15 protein-coding genes, 1 other RNA gene and 1 CRISPR repeat array are annotated in these 16239 nt (G+C 65.5%); of the genes, 1 reads left to right on the plus strand and 15 read right to left on the minus strand.

Translation table 11 applies throughout. The annotated features are described in order from the left end of the window. Positions 1-12: 12 nt before the first annotated feature. From C2L80_RS01405 to C2L80_RS01430, 6 genes are all read right to left on the minus strand, one after another. Entirely contained in the window at positions 13-261 is a 249-nt protein-coding gene (locus C2L80_RS01405) for a tyrosine-type recombinase/integrase (protein ID WP_338049461.1), read from the minus strand. 179 nt (positions 262-440) lie between these two features. After that, positions 441-809, minus strand: a transfer-messenger RNA (tmRNA) gene (gene ssrA, locus C2L80_RS01410). Between the two features lie 257 nt (positions 810-1066). After that, positions 1067-1774, minus strand: coding sequence for a hypothetical protein (locus tag C2L80_RS01415; RefSeq protein ID WP_103262470.1), 708 nt, complete (start codon positions 1772-1774; stop codon positions 1067-1069). 86 nt (positions 1775-1860) lie between these two features. Continuing rightward, the gene (gene smpB, locus C2L80_RS01420; protein WP_087196518.1) at positions 1861-2325 is read right to left on the minus strand and encodes an SsrA-binding protein SmpB; all 465 of its coding nucleotides are present in this window, start codon (positions 2323-2325) and stop codon (positions 1861-1863) included. A 6-nt stretch (positions 2326-2331) separates the two neighbouring features. Then, a complete protein-coding gene (locus C2L80_RS01425) occupies positions 2332-3492 on the minus strand; it encodes a M42 family metallopeptidase (RefSeq protein ID WP_103262471.1) in 1161 nt (386 codons plus the stop codon). A 162-nt stretch (positions 3493-3654) separates the two neighbouring features. Beyond that, positions 3655-3936 carry a hypothetical protein gene (locus tag C2L80_RS01430; protein WP_103262472.1) on the minus strand — a complete coding sequence of 94 codons (282 nt, stop codon included), beginning with the start codon at positions 3934-3936 and terminating at the stop codon, positions 3655-3657. A 324-nt stretch (positions 3937-4260) separates the two neighbouring features. Here C2L80_RS01430 and C2L80_RS01435 point away from each other — a divergent pair, with 324 nt between their 5' ends. Then, complete coding sequence (locus C2L80_RS01435; RefSeq protein ID WP_103262473.1) at positions 4261-6582, plus strand: bifunctional alpha,alpha-trehalose-phosphate synthase (UDP-forming)/trehalose-phosphatase; 2322 nt, start codon at positions 4261-4263, stop codon at positions 6580-6582. Between the two features lie 357 nt (positions 6583-6939). On the opposite strand, the gene C2L80_RS01440 is transcribed toward C2L80_RS01435, so the two are convergent. The 9 genes from C2L80_RS01440 to cas5c form a co-directional block, all read right to left on the minus strand. Further along, positions 6940-7281, minus strand: coding sequence for a hypothetical protein (locus C2L80_RS01440; RefSeq protein WP_103262474.1), 342 nt, complete (start codon positions 7279-7281; stop codon positions 6940-6942). Positions 7282-7291: 10 nt separating this feature from the next. Further along, positions 7292-7555, minus strand: a complete 264-nt coding sequence (locus C2L80_RS01445) for a hypothetical protein (RefSeq protein WP_092196974.1) — start codon at positions 7553-7555, stop codon at positions 7292-7294. A gap of 320 nt (positions 7556-7875) precedes the next feature. After that, positions 7876-8097, minus strand: coding sequence for a hypothetical protein (locus C2L80_RS01450; protein ID WP_103262475.1), 222 nt, complete (start codon positions 8095-8097; stop codon positions 7876-7878). Between the two features lie 108 nt (positions 8098-8205). Then, a CRISPR array of direct repeats spans positions 8206-10673; the repeat unit is 33 nt; unit sequence ATTTCAACCCACGCTCCCCGTGCGGGGAGCGAC. Positions 10674-10827: 154 nt separating this feature from the next. Then, entirely contained in the window at positions 10828-11118 is a 291-nt protein-coding gene (cas2, locus tag C2L80_RS01455; protein WP_087196506.1) for a CRISPR-associated endonuclease Cas2, read from the minus strand. Between the two features lie 11 nt (positions 11119-11129). Next, the gene (cas1c, locus tag C2L80_RS01460) at positions 11130-12161 is read right to left on the minus strand and encodes a type I-C CRISPR-associated endonuclease Cas1c (protein WP_103262476.1); all 1032 of its coding nucleotides are present in this window, start codon (positions 12159-12161) and stop codon (positions 11130-11132) included. Further along, positions 12158-12826: a CRISPR-associated protein Cas4 gene (gene cas4, locus C2L80_RS01465; RefSeq protein ID WP_092196983.1), complete on the minus strand. Its 669-nt coding sequence runs from the start codon at positions 12824-12826 to the stop codon at positions 12158-12160. Before cas4 ends, cas1c begins: the two co-directional genes overlap by 4 nt. A 3-nt stretch (positions 12827-12829) precedes the next feature. After that, entirely contained in the window at positions 12830-13723 is an 894-nt protein-coding gene (gene cas7c, locus C2L80_RS01470; protein WP_103262477.1) for a type I-C CRISPR-associated protein Cas7/Csd2, read from the minus strand. A 3-nt stretch (positions 13724-13726) separates the two neighbouring features. Then, positions 13727-15505: a type I-C CRISPR-associated protein Cas8c/Csd1 gene (gene cas8c, locus C2L80_RS01475; protein ID WP_092196989.1), complete on the minus strand. Its 1779-nt coding sequence runs from the start codon at positions 15503-15505 to the stop codon at positions 13727-13729. Continuing rightward, a complete protein-coding gene (cas5c, locus tag C2L80_RS01480) occupies positions 15502-16167 on the minus strand; it encodes a type I-C CRISPR-associated protein Cas5c (RefSeq protein ID WP_092196992.1) in 666 nt (221 codons plus the stop codon). The genes cas8c and cas5c overlap by 4 nt, the downstream gene beginning before the upstream one ends. Positions 16168-16239: the final 72 nt, after the last annotated feature.

Below are 16239 nucleotides of genomic sequence, written 5' to 3' on the forward strand. Positions count from 1 at the left end.
CGGGGCAAGGCGTCACAGGACGGCGTCCATGCCCCTGCGGAGGTCTTCGACGTTCGGCCTCACGTAGCGCCGGTACGTCGTGTTGATGTCGCTGTGCCCGAGGATGCGCGACAAGTCCTCGACGCCTCCCCCGGCGTGCAGGTACGACGTCGCGAAGCTGTGGCGCATGTTCTCGATGGTGACATGCGGGACGGCAAGGCCCTCCGCATAACGACCTGCGGTTGGACGTGGTGGCGGGATCCGGCAGGGCGGGGCCGGAATCTGGCTCTAAACCGGCAACGGCACGCCCGCGCAGCAGCGGTACGTCATGGACGGCGGCGACAGCACGTGGACGCTTGTTAACAACGCATACAGACGCAAGGTCGCGCCGAGTGTCGCTACTTATAGGAAAAAATACCGTCTGAACTGGCATTACGCAAGTTCAGACGGTACAGATTGAATGGTGGAGGCGCGGAGAATCGAACTCCGGTCCATACTAGATCGTCCATGAGGCTCTACAAGCTTAGTCGGCGGTCGGCTTTCGGAGGCGCGCGGCTCGCCGACGAGCGTTGCGCTTCCTAGCCAGTTCGATCTTTGCCCGGGCCATACCGGCTACGTGCCCGAGCGCAGCCCCCTCGGTTGATGCCGAACCGCGAGTCGGAGGCATCCCGCGGACGACAGCCAGGCGCGATTAAGCAGCCATGGCGAGCGCCGGAGCGCTCTGAGTCTTAGCTTTGCCAATTAACTTGACGGCACCCCTGTTTAACGTGGCGAGGAGACCACGACCTGCTCCTCATTTCAAACCTACCATGTCGAAACCAGTCGCCCCCTTGCATGCAAGGCGCATCTGCGCAGCGAACGCGTCGCGCGATGCCGGGTCGAAGGCCCCACCTTGTCAACGTGCGAGCGCACGGTCGGACTCGTGCGCGAACATTCATTCTATCGAGCGCGCGCGGTTTGTCAAGCGCTGGGAACGCCGCTTGTAGCCGCCTGCCCGCCGGGAAAGGCGGGCAGGCGCATCGAGCCCTTCGACGCAGAGTCCGATGCGAAACGGCGCTCGAGGATCCGGGTGCCCGCACGGCCAACGTCACTTCTTGAGGAAAGAGCCGAAATCGAAGGCGCCTTTGATGTCGTCGAACGCCCCTTTGAGCTCGGCGGCCACGGCGATGCCGTCCTTGTAGATGGCGTTCATGTCGCTCGTGGCCTCGGCGACGCCCTCTTTGGTGATGCCGAAGTCGAACTCGTCGCCTTCGTCCGCGCCTTCGCCTTCTTCGCCCTCCTCGTCTTCCTCGACGTAGAAGTACTCGACCTCCTCGCCGTCCTCGACGAGCACGAACCCGACGATGTCCCCGTCGTCGTCTTCGAGGTAGCGCACGATATCGTCGTCGGAAAGCTCGAGCTCGACCAGCTCGTAGGCTTCATCCGCGTCGTCTTCGGCATCCTCGAGGTCTTCCGCGGCCGCATCGTCTGCAAGCTCTGTCTCGTCGACGTCGCCGATGTCGCCGTCCACCAGATGAAAGCCCTCTTCGGACAGATCGACGCCCTCGCCCGCGCCCGCGACAGCCGCCAAACCGCCGTCGTCTCCCGAAAGCGCCGTCTCGCCCTCGCCATCGGGGCCCTCTTCGGCGAAGAAGCCCTCGTAGGCGTCTTCAAGATCCTCCTCGTCGGCGTCGGGGTCGAACTCATCGTCGCTTTGGAATTCTTCGACGTCTTCGAGGTCGGAAGCCTCGTCGGTCGCCTCGGCTTGCGTCTGCTCGCCGTCCTCCATCTGTTCAAGCTCTTCGTCCAAGCCCATAGCAGGCCTCCTTCGCCTCGGGCGCCGTGGAAACGGCGCGGGTTCTTCGCGCGGCGCTTCGCCTGAAACGCCATCGGGGACGGCGCTCAGCGGCTGCGCTCCTTGAGCGCGCGCTCCACCTCGCGGCGGCTGTCGCGCTCGGCCATGCTCGCGCGTTTGTCGTAGAGCTTCTTGCCGCGCGCCACGGCCAGCTCCACCTTCACGAGCGCGTTCTCCTTGAAGTACATCCGCAAGGGCACGAGCGCCAGGCCCTTTTCCCGCACCCGTTCTTGCAGCTGGCGGATCTGCCTCTTGTGGAGCAGCAGCTTGCGCTTGCGGTCGGGATCGGGGTTGGCGATGTTGCCGTTGGCGTACGGCGGGATGTGCACGTTGTGCAGCCACACCTCGCCGCCGCGCACGAGCGCGAAGCAGTCGGTGAGCTGGCAGTGGTTGTCGCGCAGCGAGCGCACCTCGCACCCCGTGAGCTCGATGCCGGCCTCGAACGTCTCAAGGACCTCGTACTCGTGCAGCGCCTTGCGGTTCTTGGCGATGGTCGTCTCCTCGCGCCTCATGGAGAGCTACCCCGCCGCCGTTTCGGAGCCCGCCGGCCCCGCTTCGGATTCCGCTCCGGCCTCGCCCTCGATGCCGGACGCGGTCGCAACGCCGCCCATGCCCGGCACGAAGCACGCGCCTTCGTCGAGGTCGCGCGCGAAGCGCACAATGAGGTCCACCGTGGCGTCGAGGTCGTCGAGGCACACCACCTCGGTGGGCGTGTGCATGTAGCGCAACGGCACGGACACGAGGCCCGTCGCGATGCCGCCGCGGGCCATCTGGATGGCGCGCGCGTCGGTGCCCGTCACACCTGGCTCGGCCTCGATCTGGTACGGCAGCCCCTCGGCCTCGGCGGCGGCCACGAGCCGCTCGAACACCTCGGGGTTGATGTTGGGCCCGCGGGCGATGACGGGGCCCCCGCCGCAGACGATCTTGCCGTGCTTCGTCCTGTCGATGCCCGGATAGTCGGTGGCGTGCGTCACGTCGAAGGCCAGCACCACGTCCGGACGAACCGAGTACGCGCTCGTCTCGGCCCCGCGCACGCCGATCTCCTCCTGCACGGTGGCGGCGAAGACGAAGTCGCCCGTCGGACGCGGCCCCTTCGCCAACCGCTGCAGCACGCGCAGGCCGATCCACACGCCCGCCTTGTCGTCGAACGCGCGCGACACGGCCATGTTCGCGCCGAAGCGCTCGAAGCCCACGCCGAAGGTGGCGACATCGCCCACGCGGACGAGCTTCTTCACCTTCTTGGCGGGAAGCCCCAGATCGATGACAAGCTTGTCGAGAGGGGTGACGCTTTTGCGCTCGTCGGGCTCGATGAGGTGGATGGGCTTGCGACCCACTACGCCGCGCAACGGCTCGAAGGCGTTCGAAGCGTGCACGTCCACGCGCAGACCCGGCAGGATGGCCGCGTCCACGCCGCCCACCGCCGCGACGGAGAGGAACCCGTCGTCGGAGACGTAGGTGACCATGAGGCCGATCTCGTCCATATGGGCCGACAGCATGAGCGAGGGGCCCGCGCCCGAGCCCTTGAGCCTGGCGTGCACCGAGCCCATCACGTCCGTGTCGACCTCGTCGGCCGCATCGGCCGCATGCGCCCGCACGAGCGCGGCGACGGCGGCCTCCGTGCCGGTGGCCGAAGGGGTCTCGAGCAGTCGCTTGAGAAGTTTCACCTGCTTGTTCTTCATAACGCTCCCTGATATCCGGTCGTGTCCGCGCAAGGGCGCGCAAGGCCCCGGCACGCTGGTTTTTCGATCAGACGCATTATAGCGCCTTGCGGCGGCGACGGCGCGAAGACGCGAAGACGGAGCGCAAGCGTCACCGCGAAGGCACGCGCAAAACCGCCCCGGCTACCACCACTCCTTGCGCTTCGCACGCTTGCGCTCGGGCTTCGGCGGTCGGAAGTCCAACTCGAGCTGGCCGTCCGAGGCCGCCGCAGTCGCCCTCTTCCGCTCGACGCGGTCGATGTTCCACGACACGGCGTCCTTTCCGTACAACTCGAGCATCTTGAGGCGCGCGTCGCGCAGGTTGCCCTTCGTACCGGCGCGCGATTCGCTTTCAAACTCGAACAGGCCCGTGCCGCGCACGTCGGCGGCGGCGGGAGAGCGGTAGTGGGCGACGTAGGTCTGCATGTCCTTCCTTCGATGCGGTCGGCGGTGGATTTTCGTCTGACGGCATCATAGCGCATAACGAACCCGCGCGGAACGCGAAGGAGCGCGCGTCGGACGAGGAGGGGGCGCGCGGCCCCCTCGAAAGGCCTTCGAGCCGTTCGCGAGGCGCGCCGAGAAGGCCCGCTTGGGCGCGCGGCGCAAGGGCAGAGCGAGCGGTTCCGGCCGCCTTGGGCGCGATGAGCGGTTCACGACGGCCTGACGAGCCTGAAACGGCAGCGCAACCGCTGCGAGCGGATGGCCGAGGGCTGCGTACAATGGCCGAAACGACAGAGAAGATGGAGCAGCATGGACACGACAGCACACACAAGCGCGGCCGTCGCCGACCGCCCGAAGACGTCGCCCTCGACCCTCGCATCCGGTTTCGCCCCCGCGCGAACGGCCCGCCCTGCGGAAAGCTCGGAGCACGAGACGCCGAGGCGGCTCGTCATCGTGTCGAACCGCCTCCCCTACCGTTTCGAGGGCGACGGCGCGGGCGGTTTCTCGTTCGAGCGCAGCGTCGGCGGGCTGGTGACGGGATTGGGGCCTTTGCACGAGGAGGCCGGAAACCTCTGGATCGGCTGGGCCGATGCGGCCGAGGGCCTCGCGGACGAGGGGCGAGCGGCGCTCGACGGCGCGCTTGCCGAGCGCGCGTGCCGCGCCGTGTTCCTGGATACGAAGGACGCGAAGCGCTATTACGAGGGGTTCTCGAACTCCGCCGTCTGGCCGCTCTTCCACGGATTCCCCCACCTCGCCCGCTTCGACAAAGGAGAATGGGAGGCGTACCGGCGCGTGAACGAGCGCTTTCGCGACGCGGTCGTCGCCGAGGCGCGATCCGGCGACGTGCTCTGGGTGCAGGACTACCACCTCATGCTCCTCCCGTCGCTTCTGCGCGAGGCGCTGCCCGACGCGCGCATCGGCTTTTTCCTGCACATCCCCTTCCCCGACTACGAGACGTTCCGCATGCTGCCATGGCGCGGGGAGATCGTCCGCGGCCTGCTCGGCGCCGACCTCATCGGCTTTCACGCCTACGACTACGTGCGGCACTTCCTCTCGAGCTGCCGGCGCATCGCCGGCATCGAGAACGCGAGCGGCACGCTCATGGCGGACGGACGGCTCGTCCAGGCAGACGCGTTTCCCCTCGGCATCGACTACGAGCGCTATCGCGACGCCGCGCGCACGCCCGCAGTGCGCCGCGCCGCAGCGGAGTTCGCGGCCGAGAAGGGCCACGAGGGCTGCAAGGTGATGCTGTCGGTGGAGCGGCTCGACTATTCCAAAGGCATCCCCGACCGGTTGAACGCCTACGACGCGTTTCTCGACCGTCACCCCGAGTGGGCGGGCAGGGTGGTGCTCGTGCTCGTCACCGTACCCTCGCGCGAGAACGTGGGGTCGTACCGCGCGCTCAAGAAGCGCATCGACGAATTGGTGGGGCTCATCAACGGCAAGCACTCGACGATGGACTGGACGCCGGTGGACTACTACTACCGTTCGCTGCCGTTCAACCAGCTGGCCGGACTGTACGTGGCGAGCGACGTCATGCTGGTCACCCCTTTGCGCGACGGCATGAACCTCGTGTGCAAGGAGTACTTGGCCTGCCACGACGGCGACGGCGGCGTGCTCGTGCTGTCCGAGATGGCAGGCGCTTCTTCGGAGCTGCACGAGGCGATCACGGTGAACCCGTTCGATCTCGAAGGGTTGGTGTCGGCCATGGAGCAGGCGCTCGCCATGCCCGCAGACGAGCAGCGCCGACGCAACGCCCCTATGCAGCATAGGCTCGCACGGTACACGTCGCGCAAGTGGGCGCGCGAGTTCTTGGACGCGATGGACGAGACGAAGAGGAGGCAGGAGGGCCTGGGCGCCCGTCTGATCGGGCCGGATTCCGCGCGCAGGATGGCAGAGGCGTTCCTTGCGGCGAGAAGGCGCGCGCTTCTGCTCGACTACGACGGGACGCTCGTGCCGTTCTCGGGCGAGCCCGCGCATGCGGCGCCCGACGCGCAGCTGCTCGCGCTTTTGAAAACGCTGGGAACCGCGGCGGGAACCGACGTCGTGGTGGTGTCGGGACGCGACCGCGGAACGCTCGAATCCTGGCTGGGCGGCACGCCCGCGGAGCTGGTGGCCGAGCACGGCGTGTGGTTCCTCGACCGCAACCGCAGCGGCTGGACGCTTGAGGAGCCGCTCGACGACGCTTGGAAAGACGCCATCCGGCCGGTGCTCGCCGGCTTCGTGGACCGCACGCCGGGAGCCATTCTGGAAGAGAAGGACTTCTCGCTCGTGTGGCACTACCGCATGTGCGGGCAGGAGTTGGCCGAGCGCCGCGTCATCGAGCTGAAGAACGCGCTCGGCGAGCTGGAGGGAAGCGGGCTTGCGCTCATGGACGGCAACAAGGTGATCGAAATCAAACCGAACGGCGTGGGCAAAGGGCACGCGGCGCATCGGTGGTTCCGCGATCCTTCATACGGGTTTTTGCTGGCGGCGGGCGACGACCGCACCGACGAGGACGTGTTCGAAGCCGCGCCGGCGAACGCGTGGACGGTGAAGGTGGGAGGCGGGCCGACGCGAGCGCGCTTCGCCCTGCGCGACTGCCGCGAGATGCGCGCGCTGCTCGAAACGCTGGCGAAAACGGCGGGCTAGGATGCATGAACGGGAGGGATTCGAACTCGCCGAGCAGTCTGCCAACTCCGGTCTGGAAAGATAATCCGCGTCGACTCCGTTTTGGCATCGATGTGAAAGGGCACGAACGCGAGAGGAAGTCGGAGCGAAACCGAGCCGATCAGACGCCGAATCCTTGGCAGACGAAACCGCGAACAGGCGTTTTTGCTTGCAGCAAACCGAAAACGCACGTCCTTGAAGCAGAGCCGCGCCACGACGATCTTTCGCGCCCATAAATTGCGCCTTTTTCCGCCAGGCCACCGCCGACGAGCGTTCAGCTACCTTCGCGCGACGGCTCGCCCCAGCGGCCTCAAGAAGAGGTAATTCGTGGCGGAAAGCTTAGGGCGAAACAGGTCGCGCCAATCCCTGCTCGACGGAAAGGGAGGTCGACGAGGGCGATGCCGTCGAAGGCAATCGGCTGACAGAAACCATTCGCGCACCGAAGTATTTCGATCTCACTCCCCATGCGGGGAGCGAGGATGTGCACCTGAGCTCGACCCTGCCCTCGCTCTTGAAGCGGTCGTAGTCGGTCGTGCCGCCGTCGAACACCAGCTCGGGGATCTTCACGGTCTTAGCGGCTGAGAACTCCGCTCCCTTGACCTGGTACTTCGTGGTGAACGAGGAGAGCTCGATCACCTTGTCGAGCGCCTTCAGGTACTCTTCGGGAAACTCGGTCGCCATATCTCACTCCTTAGTCAAGCTTCGTGCCCTCGGGCAGTCCGGCCGCGGACACGGCCCGCGCCTCGCGCGACGCCTTGTCGTTGGACGCCCCGGCGGGCCTCCCGCCCGTCGCGCCCTTGGGCTTGTCCTCCTCGAACAGGTAGGGGCACTCGGCCTTGAGCTTCGCCACGTCGCCGCCGTAGTCGCCGAGCAGCGCCTTGGCCGCCTTGACGTTGCGGCACCCGGCCTTCTCCAGCTTCCACGCCGTGCGCTCCTCGTCGATCTCGGCTCGCACCTTCTCGATCTCGGCCTTGAGGTCGGCGCGGGCCTTCTCGGTCTTGGCCGACTCGTCCAGCTTGTCGGTCAGCTCCTTGATCTTGTCGTTGAGGGCCGCGACCTCCTTGTCGTGGCGCCCCTTGTTGATCCCCGGCTGCCCGTGGCTGTCCCTGACGTCCTCCCCGCCGCCTTGGCCTTCGGCCGCGGGGCTTCCCTCGGGCTTGCCCTCGATGCTCGCGCCCTCCTAGGGCTTCGTCTCGGCGTTCGCGCCCTCTTGGGGCTTGTCCACGTCCACGGGCACGTTGACCACGGTTCCGTCCCTGCGCACGCAGGAGGTCGTCATGAGGCTCCCTGCGCGAGCCTGGAGACCTCGCGCGCCATCGCGTCGCGGTAGGCGATGCCGTCGCGCCCTCTGCCGCCCTCCTCGAGGACGCGGGGGCGGGCGAGCGCGCGGACGTACTCCCCGGCGCAGTCGCCCGCCATGCGGCAAACCATGTCCTCTACCTCCCGCGCCGCTTCTCCGTGCGCCTCGTCGGCGCTCTTGTAGGTCCCCGAACGCATCCGAGGCAGCCTTGGCCAGCCTCGCTCGGAGGCACAACGCGACCTTGACCACGAGCGGAGCCGAAGCCGCGAAGAACGCGCCCCACCCGTGCTTCTCGAACACGTCGCATTTCAATCCACGCTCCCCGTGCGAGGAGCGACGCGCCTCGACTGGCTGCAGATACATGTCGCTTCTATTTCAACCCACGCTCCCCGTGCGGGGAGCGACTTCCCCAGGGCGACCCGGTGGGCGTCCTGCTCCAATTTCAACCCACGCTCCCCGTGCGGGGAGCGACCACGGCGCGCTGCCGCCATTGGGCCTCGGTGTCATTTCAACCCACGCTCCCCGTGCGGGGAGCGACTGTGCGCCAACTGGCAGCCGGGTTGCGGATGCTGGATTTCAATCCACGCTCCCCGTGCGGGGAGCGACGAGGTGCCCAGCGCATGGGATCGCCGGGGCTCCCATTTCAATCCACGCTCCCCGTGCGGGGAGCGACCGGCGTTCTGCGCCTGGGAATCCAGACCTTGCCAATTTCAATCCACGCTCCCCGTGCGGGGAGCGACACAACGCGACCGATGTACGGCTCCGCGACGCTCAAATTTCAACCCACGCTCCCCGTGCGGGGAGCGACGCCCTTGAGGTCGTTGCCGGTGCCGGTGCCGTTCAATTTCAATCCACGCTCCCCGTGCGGGGAGCGACGAGGAAGGGGACCGGGCAAGTCGTCTACTGCGAATTTCAATCCACGCTCCCCGTGCGGGGAGCGACCGTGGAGCCGGGGCCTGGGCGCACATGCCGGATGATTTCAATCCACGCTCCCCGTGCGGGGAGCGACCACGCCCGCCGCAGAGTTCTTCGGCGGCGTCTGGATTTCAATCCACGCTCCCCGTGCGGGGAGCGACCATGGCTGTTTTCGCGGCTGTCAGGACGGTTGGATTTCAACCCACGCTCCCCGTGCGGGGAGCGACTCCTGCTCGCTGCCGCACGCGGCGAGCGCCGCGTTATTTCAACCCACGCTCCCCGTGCGGGGAGCGACATTTGTCCCGCTCGCGGGACTTCGGACCGAACTCATTTCAACCCACGCTCCCCGTGCGGGGAGCGACGGAGGCCTCCGAGCGGGAGTTCGACGAGGCCCACATTTCAACCCACGCTCCCCGTGCGGGGAGCGACGTCCCCGAGCTTCATTTTTCGTCCTTTCCCTCGTTCGATTTCAACCCACGCTCCCCGTGCGGGGAGCGACGCAGCTGCTTGACGAGTACCGGCGCAACAACGAACGATTTCAACCCACGCTCCCCGTGCGGGGAGCGACAGGCCGGTGGCGATGGCGTACAGTAAGCAGACGTGATTTCAACCCACGCTCCCCGTGCGGGGAGCGACCGCGCTCGCGGCCGCGGCCCGACGCGAGGCGGCGAAATTTCAACCCACGCTCCCCGTGCGGGGAGCGACGCTCCAATCGAAGTCGCTCGTGATGGAGTAGGTGGGGAATTTCAACCCACGCTCCCCGTGCGGGGAGCGACCTACTGGTACCGAGAGAGCACGACGTCCTTCTTCAAATTTCAACCCACGCTCCCCGTGCGGGGAGCGACATCCGAGGTGACGGCGACCATCTCGTCGGATGACGATTTCAACCCACGCTCCCCGTGCGGGGAGCGACCGGCATCGCCGCCAAGTACGGCACGACATACCAATTTCAACCCACGCTCCCCGTGCGGGGAGCGACGAAGCCCTCTGACTGCAGCGTGAGGATGTAGTTATTTCAACCCACGCTCCCCGTGCGGGGAGCGACGGCCCGGCCACTGACCCGTACGTCATTATCGGCGGATTTCAACCCACGCTCCCCGTGCGGGGAGCGACTCGCCGCCGCTGGCGAGCTCGCTCTTCGAGCAGTCATTTCAACCCACGCTCCCCGTGCGGGGAGCGACCGAGCAGGCACGGCTTCCTGCCTACTATTTCCTCATTTCAACCCACGCTCCCCGTGCGGGGAGCGACGGGGTACACGGGCGAGGTGCATGCCATAGTCACATTTCAACCCACGCTCCCCGTGCGGGGAGCGACGCATCGTGCTCGTGCCGTTCAAGGCGACGTTCACATTTCAACCCACGCTCCCCGTGCGGGGAGCGACGGCAACAAGCGCAGGCGTACTGCCGATATGGGCAATTTCAACCCACGCTCCCCGTGCGGGGAGCGACAAAGGTCCTCGACCAGGTCGAGCGCGACGACCTTATTTCAACCCACGCTCCCCGTGCGGGGAGCGACGTAGCCACCGTCGCTCTCGTGCTTGATGCCGAGCTGGTCATTTCAACCCACGCTCCCCGTGCGGGGAGCGACGAGAACTGCCAGCCTTTGTTGCCCTTCACGATGATATTTCAACCCACGCTCCCCGTGCGGGGAGCGACGGCCCTGACCGTAGCGCAAGCAACGAGCTAAGGAATTTCAACCCACGCTCCCCGTGCGGGGAGCGACCCGTGGGCCGCGCCAACTCCAGCATGCGGTGCGCATTTCAACCCACGCTCCCCGTGCGGGGAGCGACGACAAAGACCGGCCGCCATAGGTCGCCGTTCAACACATTTCAACCCACGCTCCCCGTGCGGGGAGCGACCGCAATATATTGCGTTGATCGTGTTCTGTTGTCAATATGCAGACCAAAGAAGAGCGATTGGCCCCCGAAAAACAAGCTGCAAGGACCTCAAAGAGGCCGAATGCGGTGCGAACCTCCCCCGTGGCGCTTGGGAGCCTCATGCTCGCACCGCAGACTACAGCGCCAAGAAGCCCTCGGCTTCATACGTCGGTTTCGCGCCCACGTGCTCTATCTTCGTTTGGTACTTGTTGCCCAAATAATAGAATCGCAAGCTGTCCTTCTCAGGGTCGATGAGTTCCACCAGCTTATTCTTGATGCGCACCATCTCGGCTGCATCGGCAACGCACTCGAACACCGAGTTCTGCACGCGCTGACCATAGTTGACGCAGTGGCGCGCAACCTTCCTCAACCGCCGCTGCCCCGCCGGATCCTCCGTGTTCACGTCGTACGTGATGACCGTCAACATCTCACTTAGCCTCACTTCCACAGAAACGGCGGATAGCCGTCCAAATCGCCCCGAATGCAGCGCGCAAGCAAAAGCGCCTGCACGTGAGGAACAAGTCCGCGAGGAATCTTCTCCTTCAAGAACGGATGCATGATCGTCTCCCTCTTCCGCTCCTGCCATGCGCCGAACAATGCGCGCCTCCCCTCGTCGGTCAAACGCACCTCGCCCGACTCCCGCCGCTCGAACTGCCCGGGCCGCATCACGCGATTGTTCACCGCCGACAACACGAAGCGATCCGCCATGATCGGTCGCAACTCCTCCATCAGGTCTAATGCAAGCGAGCGCCGACCCGGCCGATCGACATGCATGAACCCGACATACGGATCGAGCCCCACGCCTTCGAGCGCCGCCGCGCAATCGTGTGCCAGCACGGCGTAGAACAACGACAGCATGGCGTTCACCGCGTCGGTCGGAGGCCGCCGCACGCGCCCCGCGAACCGAAACGCCTCCTTGTCCCGCAAGATCAGCTCGTCGAACACGCCGAAGTACTCCGCCGCCGCATCACCCTCGATACCGCGCAGCCTGTCCATCGATTCGCACGAAGCCGCACCGCGCATCGAAGCGTCAAGCCGCCCCGAAGCGGCCTTCACCGCATCGGCATCGATGCGCAGCCCGTGATCGCGCACCGCCCTCTCAAGCACCCAGCGCCCGTTGTACAGCTTCCCCACGATGAAGTTCCGCGCCACGGCCACACTCTTCTCCGGATCCTCCGACCAGGCGTACTGCGCCTTGCGCAGAAGCACGTTGCCGCGCTGCTCGCCATGCACGCCCGCGAGGAAACGCCCTTTCCGATCGAAGAACGACAGCGCCACGCCCCGCTCGGCACACGCGCCCATAAGCCCCGGGCTCGCACCGCGGTACGAGAAGCACAGAATGCCCTCAAGTGTGTGCAGCGGCACCCGCCCGAGCTCGCCTTCGCCGCGCCGCACGACCACGTTCTCGCCGTCAAGCGCAAGATACGCGTCTTCGGTGAACACGTACAGGGTGTTGAGCAGACGCCTCATCGCGCCTCGCCTCCTTCCGCCAAACGCGACGCCACATAATCGGCGACCGACGCGCGATCAAGCGCACGCGGAAGGCACGCATCGACAAGCGAGCAGGAGCGGCATGCGGAAAACGGCTTCACCTTCGGCGTGTGCCGCCGCCGATACAGCGCATGCATCTCGTCGGCCATCGACGCCACCGACGCGCGCAACTCAGCGCCAAGCCCCACACGTTCGCGCGACCTCGTCTCGCCGTAATACAGAAACCCCTCTGAAACATCGCATCCGAGCATTTCCTCGAGGCACAACGCCTGAGCGGCAAGCTGCAGCCGATCGGCATCGTTCGCCTTGCTGCGCCCGCGCTTGTACTCTACCGGCACAGGACGCCACAGGCCATCCTCTCCTGCAAGAGGATGGCCCGATTCACCCCTATGGAATTCCACGACGTCGCACTTGCCCGTCAGCCCCAGCGTGCGGGAATGCACCGCCAACCCGCGCACGACGAGGACGTTGCCGCGATGCTCCCGCAGCTCCTCGTCGTGCGCGCGGCGGTGCATCAGGTCGCCCTCCGCCGTCAGCACGTTTTCGGCCCACTCCTGCTCAAGGTGGATGAGCGCCCACTGACGGCGGCAGAACGCGAAATGCTGGATGCCCGACAGCGCGAGGAGCTCGTCCTCGCCGTACACGGCTTACACCAGCCTCTGAACCGTGACCCCTTCGGGGACAACCGCTTCGTCGACGGCGATGGGCTCGTAATCGTCGATGGAACGCGGCGCCTCGACGCCCGCCTTCCTCTTTGTGGACACGGCGTCGAACAGCTTGTACGACGGCGCGTTGCCCAACTCGCTATCATGTTTGAACACCACGAGCGCCCGCACCGCCATCTTGCCGCGCGCCGCCGAGTGGTCGTGCTCGAACATGTTCACGATAGCGTCCCACAGAAGCGCGAGGTCGTCCTCGGAAAAGCCCGTCGCCTTGCGCGCAAGGTTCGCCGAAACGTACCCTTCGCCCCGGTAGAGCGCGTAGGGCACGACGTATTTGCGCCCCATCTCGGTGCCCTTCTTCTCGGCGTCGGCCTCCGTGGTGATGGCCACGCGCGTGATGGTGACCTCCTGCGGGATGATGGGATCGACGCTGCGCGCGAACGTGAGCTGCACCGGCCCGCGCACCTGGCCGCAGTTGAGGGCACCTTTCACGAACGTCGTCATCACCGCGCCGAACGTGCGCACGTCGAAGAATGTCCTGCACATGAAGTCTCGGATCTTCTCGTCGAGCGTCGGATCGTCCTTCTTGAGCTTCTTTATGTCCTTCGCGTCGGCGCCAAGCGCCTCAAGCGCCCGATTGTCGCTCGCGTTGAGCGGCACGCCCTCTTTGATGTAGATGTCGAAACCGGGCTCGCCCTCCTTCGCCGTCTCCACGTAGTTGCGGATCTTGCGCTTCAGGCAAACATCGGTGACGATACCGTACCCCGTCTCCGGGTCGATGCGCGGCATGTTGCCCGCGTCGGGATCGCCGTTCGGATTGCCGTTCTCCACATCGAAGTACATGACGAAGTCATAGCGGTTCTTGATGGGTTCGCTCATGGTCTAAGCCTCCTGGTTCTGATGCGCGTCTTGGTCTTTCTTCTCATAGCGCTTCTGGGTCTGATGGTGATAGCCCAGAATGAAGTCGCCCTGCTCCTCCAGCGTGAGCCGCTTGGGGAACGCGTCGATCCTATCAAGCAGCTCGCCGCGCATCCTTTCGTAATGTATCGCGAGGCCCTTGCCGTCACGCCCAAGCTTCTCAAGATGACGGTCGCTTAGCTTGATGACCAAGGGGAACACGACGCTCGGCGTGGCGCTCGCCGAGTCGTAGTACTTGTTCTTGATGGTGGCGTTCACGCCCGGGCTGGCGGCTTCTTGGATGCTCTCGAGCACCGAGAACAGCCGTCCCAGCACGTACGGTGCATCGGTGCGCCCTTCGTTCAATGACACGGTGACCTCCTCCTCACTTCTTCCTTTGTTTTTCAATAGGTACGCTTTGACGATGGCGGCACGGCCGCGCGTAACCTTGCGCGTATGCCGCTCGTCGTTGTCCTGCGTTGCCCGCACGCGCAGGATGGCGTTCTCGTACAGCGCCTCGGGGTACGGCAGATCGCCCAAGATGGAGCGCATGAGCGCGCCGCCCAGCACCGAGGTGGCGGGTTTTTGCTTCGAGTTCGGGTTCTCCGTCTCGGCGAGCAGGCGATACGGCGTGAGGTACTTCTTCTCATACGGAGCGCGGGCCACGTCCAAACGGTCGTAGTGCCGCCGCAGGTTGTCAAGCACATCGCCGAACGTGCTTCGCTGGAAGAACCGCACCGACAGGCGCGCCGCGTTCGGCGCGAGCCCGAGCACGAAGAAGTTCGCATCGAGGTCGACCCCTTTGATGGGAAGCCCGCAAGCGAGCTTCGTCATCACCTCCTCGATCAGCTGATCGGGATCGCTCTCGGCCCCCTCCGCGCTTGCCGGCCCATGCGGGCGGGCATCGAAGAAGTCGTACGTCAGCTCGGCGCAGGCATCGTCGTTCTTGTCGGCCCAGTACACCACCGTCGTGTCGCCGAGACGCACATGGTGTTTGCGATCGGAGAGCAGGTAGTTGAGCGCCGTCGCGTAGGCGAACGTCGCCCGCTCGCTCACCGGCGCGTTGAGGCCCTGTTCCTCGTCGTGGCCGTACGATTCGAACGCCCGCGCGTTGAACCCCACAAGCGACGCGCCCATAGCTTGCGACCCCATGACGCCCTTGATGGAGGGGTGGAGGCGCGCGATGGGCGCTTTCTCGCCGGAAACGAGGCAGGTCATGATGGCCGCATCGTCGGACGGTTGCAGATAGGCGCGATCCCATGCACCGGCGATGGCGGGATCTTCAAGCGCTTCGCGGCCGCTCACGCGGAACACGAGGTTGCCGCCCGCGAGCAGCGCCTCCCCCGCCGCAGCCACGACCGGATCATCGACCGCAGTTGCGGGATCCCACGTCTCGAAGAAGCCGCGGACGGCCGCCGCCGCAGGCGAATCCACGTCGGCGAGAAACGCAAGATGCCGCTCCCGCGCCGCCTCGAAGCATTGGCGCGCCCGCTCGGGTTTGCCCTTCGCATCGATGCCGAGCAAGTACGTGGCGTTGTCGCACAGCAGGTTCGCGGCGATTCCGACGGTTCGCTTCGCCTGCTCGGGAACCGTCCTCGTCCATCCGCGCTTTTCTTCGGCGGGGATGATGCCCACGAGCCTCCCCTGAAGCGACAACTCCAGCATGAACGCCACCTGCCGGGAACACCAGCCGGGACGTGCCACGCGGTCGGGATGTTCGACGACCAGATACTCGTAATAGTCGGCGAGCGCTTGCAGGATCATCGGAGCACCTCGCTTCCCGCCACGTCGATCACGCCGTTGCGCATGACGGCGCGGAAGAACATCGGCGTGATGTTCTGCGGATCGGCGTAATCCATGTCGTACAGCATGAGCCCCAAATCACGCTCGCCCTCGCCGGAGTAATGGCCTTCGGGAGGCATCGATCCTTCGTAAGCCTTGAAGTGCGCCGGGAACTCGCGCGTGCCGAAATAGGGGGTGGAATAGCACTGCCCGCGGTCGAGCCTTCTCCTTATAATGTCCTTGAACTTGCCGGGGTTGTCCTCGGGCGTCGCCTTATCGGTCAACTCGAAATGAGCCTCGATCACGTAGCGCACATCGGTGAGGATGAGCGAGGCGCGCTGCTGGATGTCGTCCTTCGTGTTTATGTAGGGCAAATTGCCGCCGTTCGCGATGGCGGTGCGCATCGTGCTGGCGAGCGCCTTCGACTTCACCTCGTTGCGCCGCACGTTCGTGAAGCGGATGGGGTTGAGCACATGGATGCGGTCGATGGTGTAGCGGAGCCCCGGATGCCAATAGATGCTCTCGATGAGACCGCGCGCCGCACTCGGCGTGATGACGTCGTAGGAGACGCGCTCAACCGATAGTTCAGGCCGCGTGAACAGGGCGCGATCGCCCCAAACCTCCACCTGTATTCCGTAAGCCATAGGACACCTCCTTTCCTTTGCTTCATAGGTTTACCTTGCCGATTCGATTATCAAGGTGCTTATGATTCACGT

Source organism: Rubneribacter badeniensis (genome assembly GCF_002899695.1).
GTDB classification, from domain to species: domain Bacteria; phylum Actinomycetota; class Coriobacteriia; order Coriobacteriales; family Eggerthellaceae; genus Rubneribacter; species Rubneribacter badeniensis.

Bases quoted from the DNA above. Each gene is read 5' to 3' on its own strand.
- C2L80_RS01415 (WP_103262470.1), bottom strand. From the start codon at position 1,774: ATGGGCTTGGACGAAGAGCTTGAACAGATGGAGGACGGCGAGCAGACG.
- smpB (WP_087196518.1), bottom strand. From the start codon at position 2,325: ATGAGGCGCGAGGAGACGACCATCGCCAAGAACCGCAAGGCGCTGCAC.
- C2L80_RS01425 (WP_103262471.1), bottom strand. From the start codon at position 3,492: ATGAAGAACAAGCAGGTGAAACTTCTCAAGCGACTGCTCGAGACCCCT.
- C2L80_RS01430 (WP_103262472.1), bottom strand. From the start codon at position 3,936: ATGCAGACCTACGTCGCCCACTACCGCTCTCCCGCCGCCGCCGACGTG.
- C2L80_RS01435 (WP_103262473.1), top strand. From the start codon at position 4,261: ATGGACACGACAGCACACACAAGCGCGGCCGTCGCCGACCGCCCGAAG.
- C2L80_RS01440 (WP_103262474.1), bottom strand. From the start codon at position 7,281: ATGGCGACCGAGTTTCCCGAAGAGTACCTGAAGGCGCTCGACAAGGTG.
- C2L80_RS01450 (WP_103262475.1), bottom strand. From the start codon at position 8,097: ATGCGTTCGGGGACCTACAAGAGCGCCGACGAGGCGCACGGAGAAGCG.
- cas2 (WP_087196506.1), bottom strand. From the start codon at position 11,118: ATGTTGACGGTCATCACGTACGACGTGAACACGGAGGATCCGGCGGGG.
- cas1c (WP_103262476.1), bottom strand. From the start codon at position 12,161: ATGAGGCGTCTGCTCAACACCCTGTACGTGTTCACCGAAGACGCGTAT.
- cas7c (WP_103262477.1), bottom strand. From the start codon at position 13,723: ATGAGCGAACCCATCAAGAACCGCTATGACTTCGTCATGTACTTCGAT.
- cas8c (WP_092196989.1), bottom strand. From the start codon at position 15,505: ATGATCCTGCAAGCGCTCGCCGACTATTACGAGTATCTGGTCGTCGAA.
- cas5c (WP_092196992.1), bottom strand. From the start codon at position 16,167: ATGGCTTACGGAATACAGGTGGAGGTTTGGGGCGATCGCGCCCTGTTC.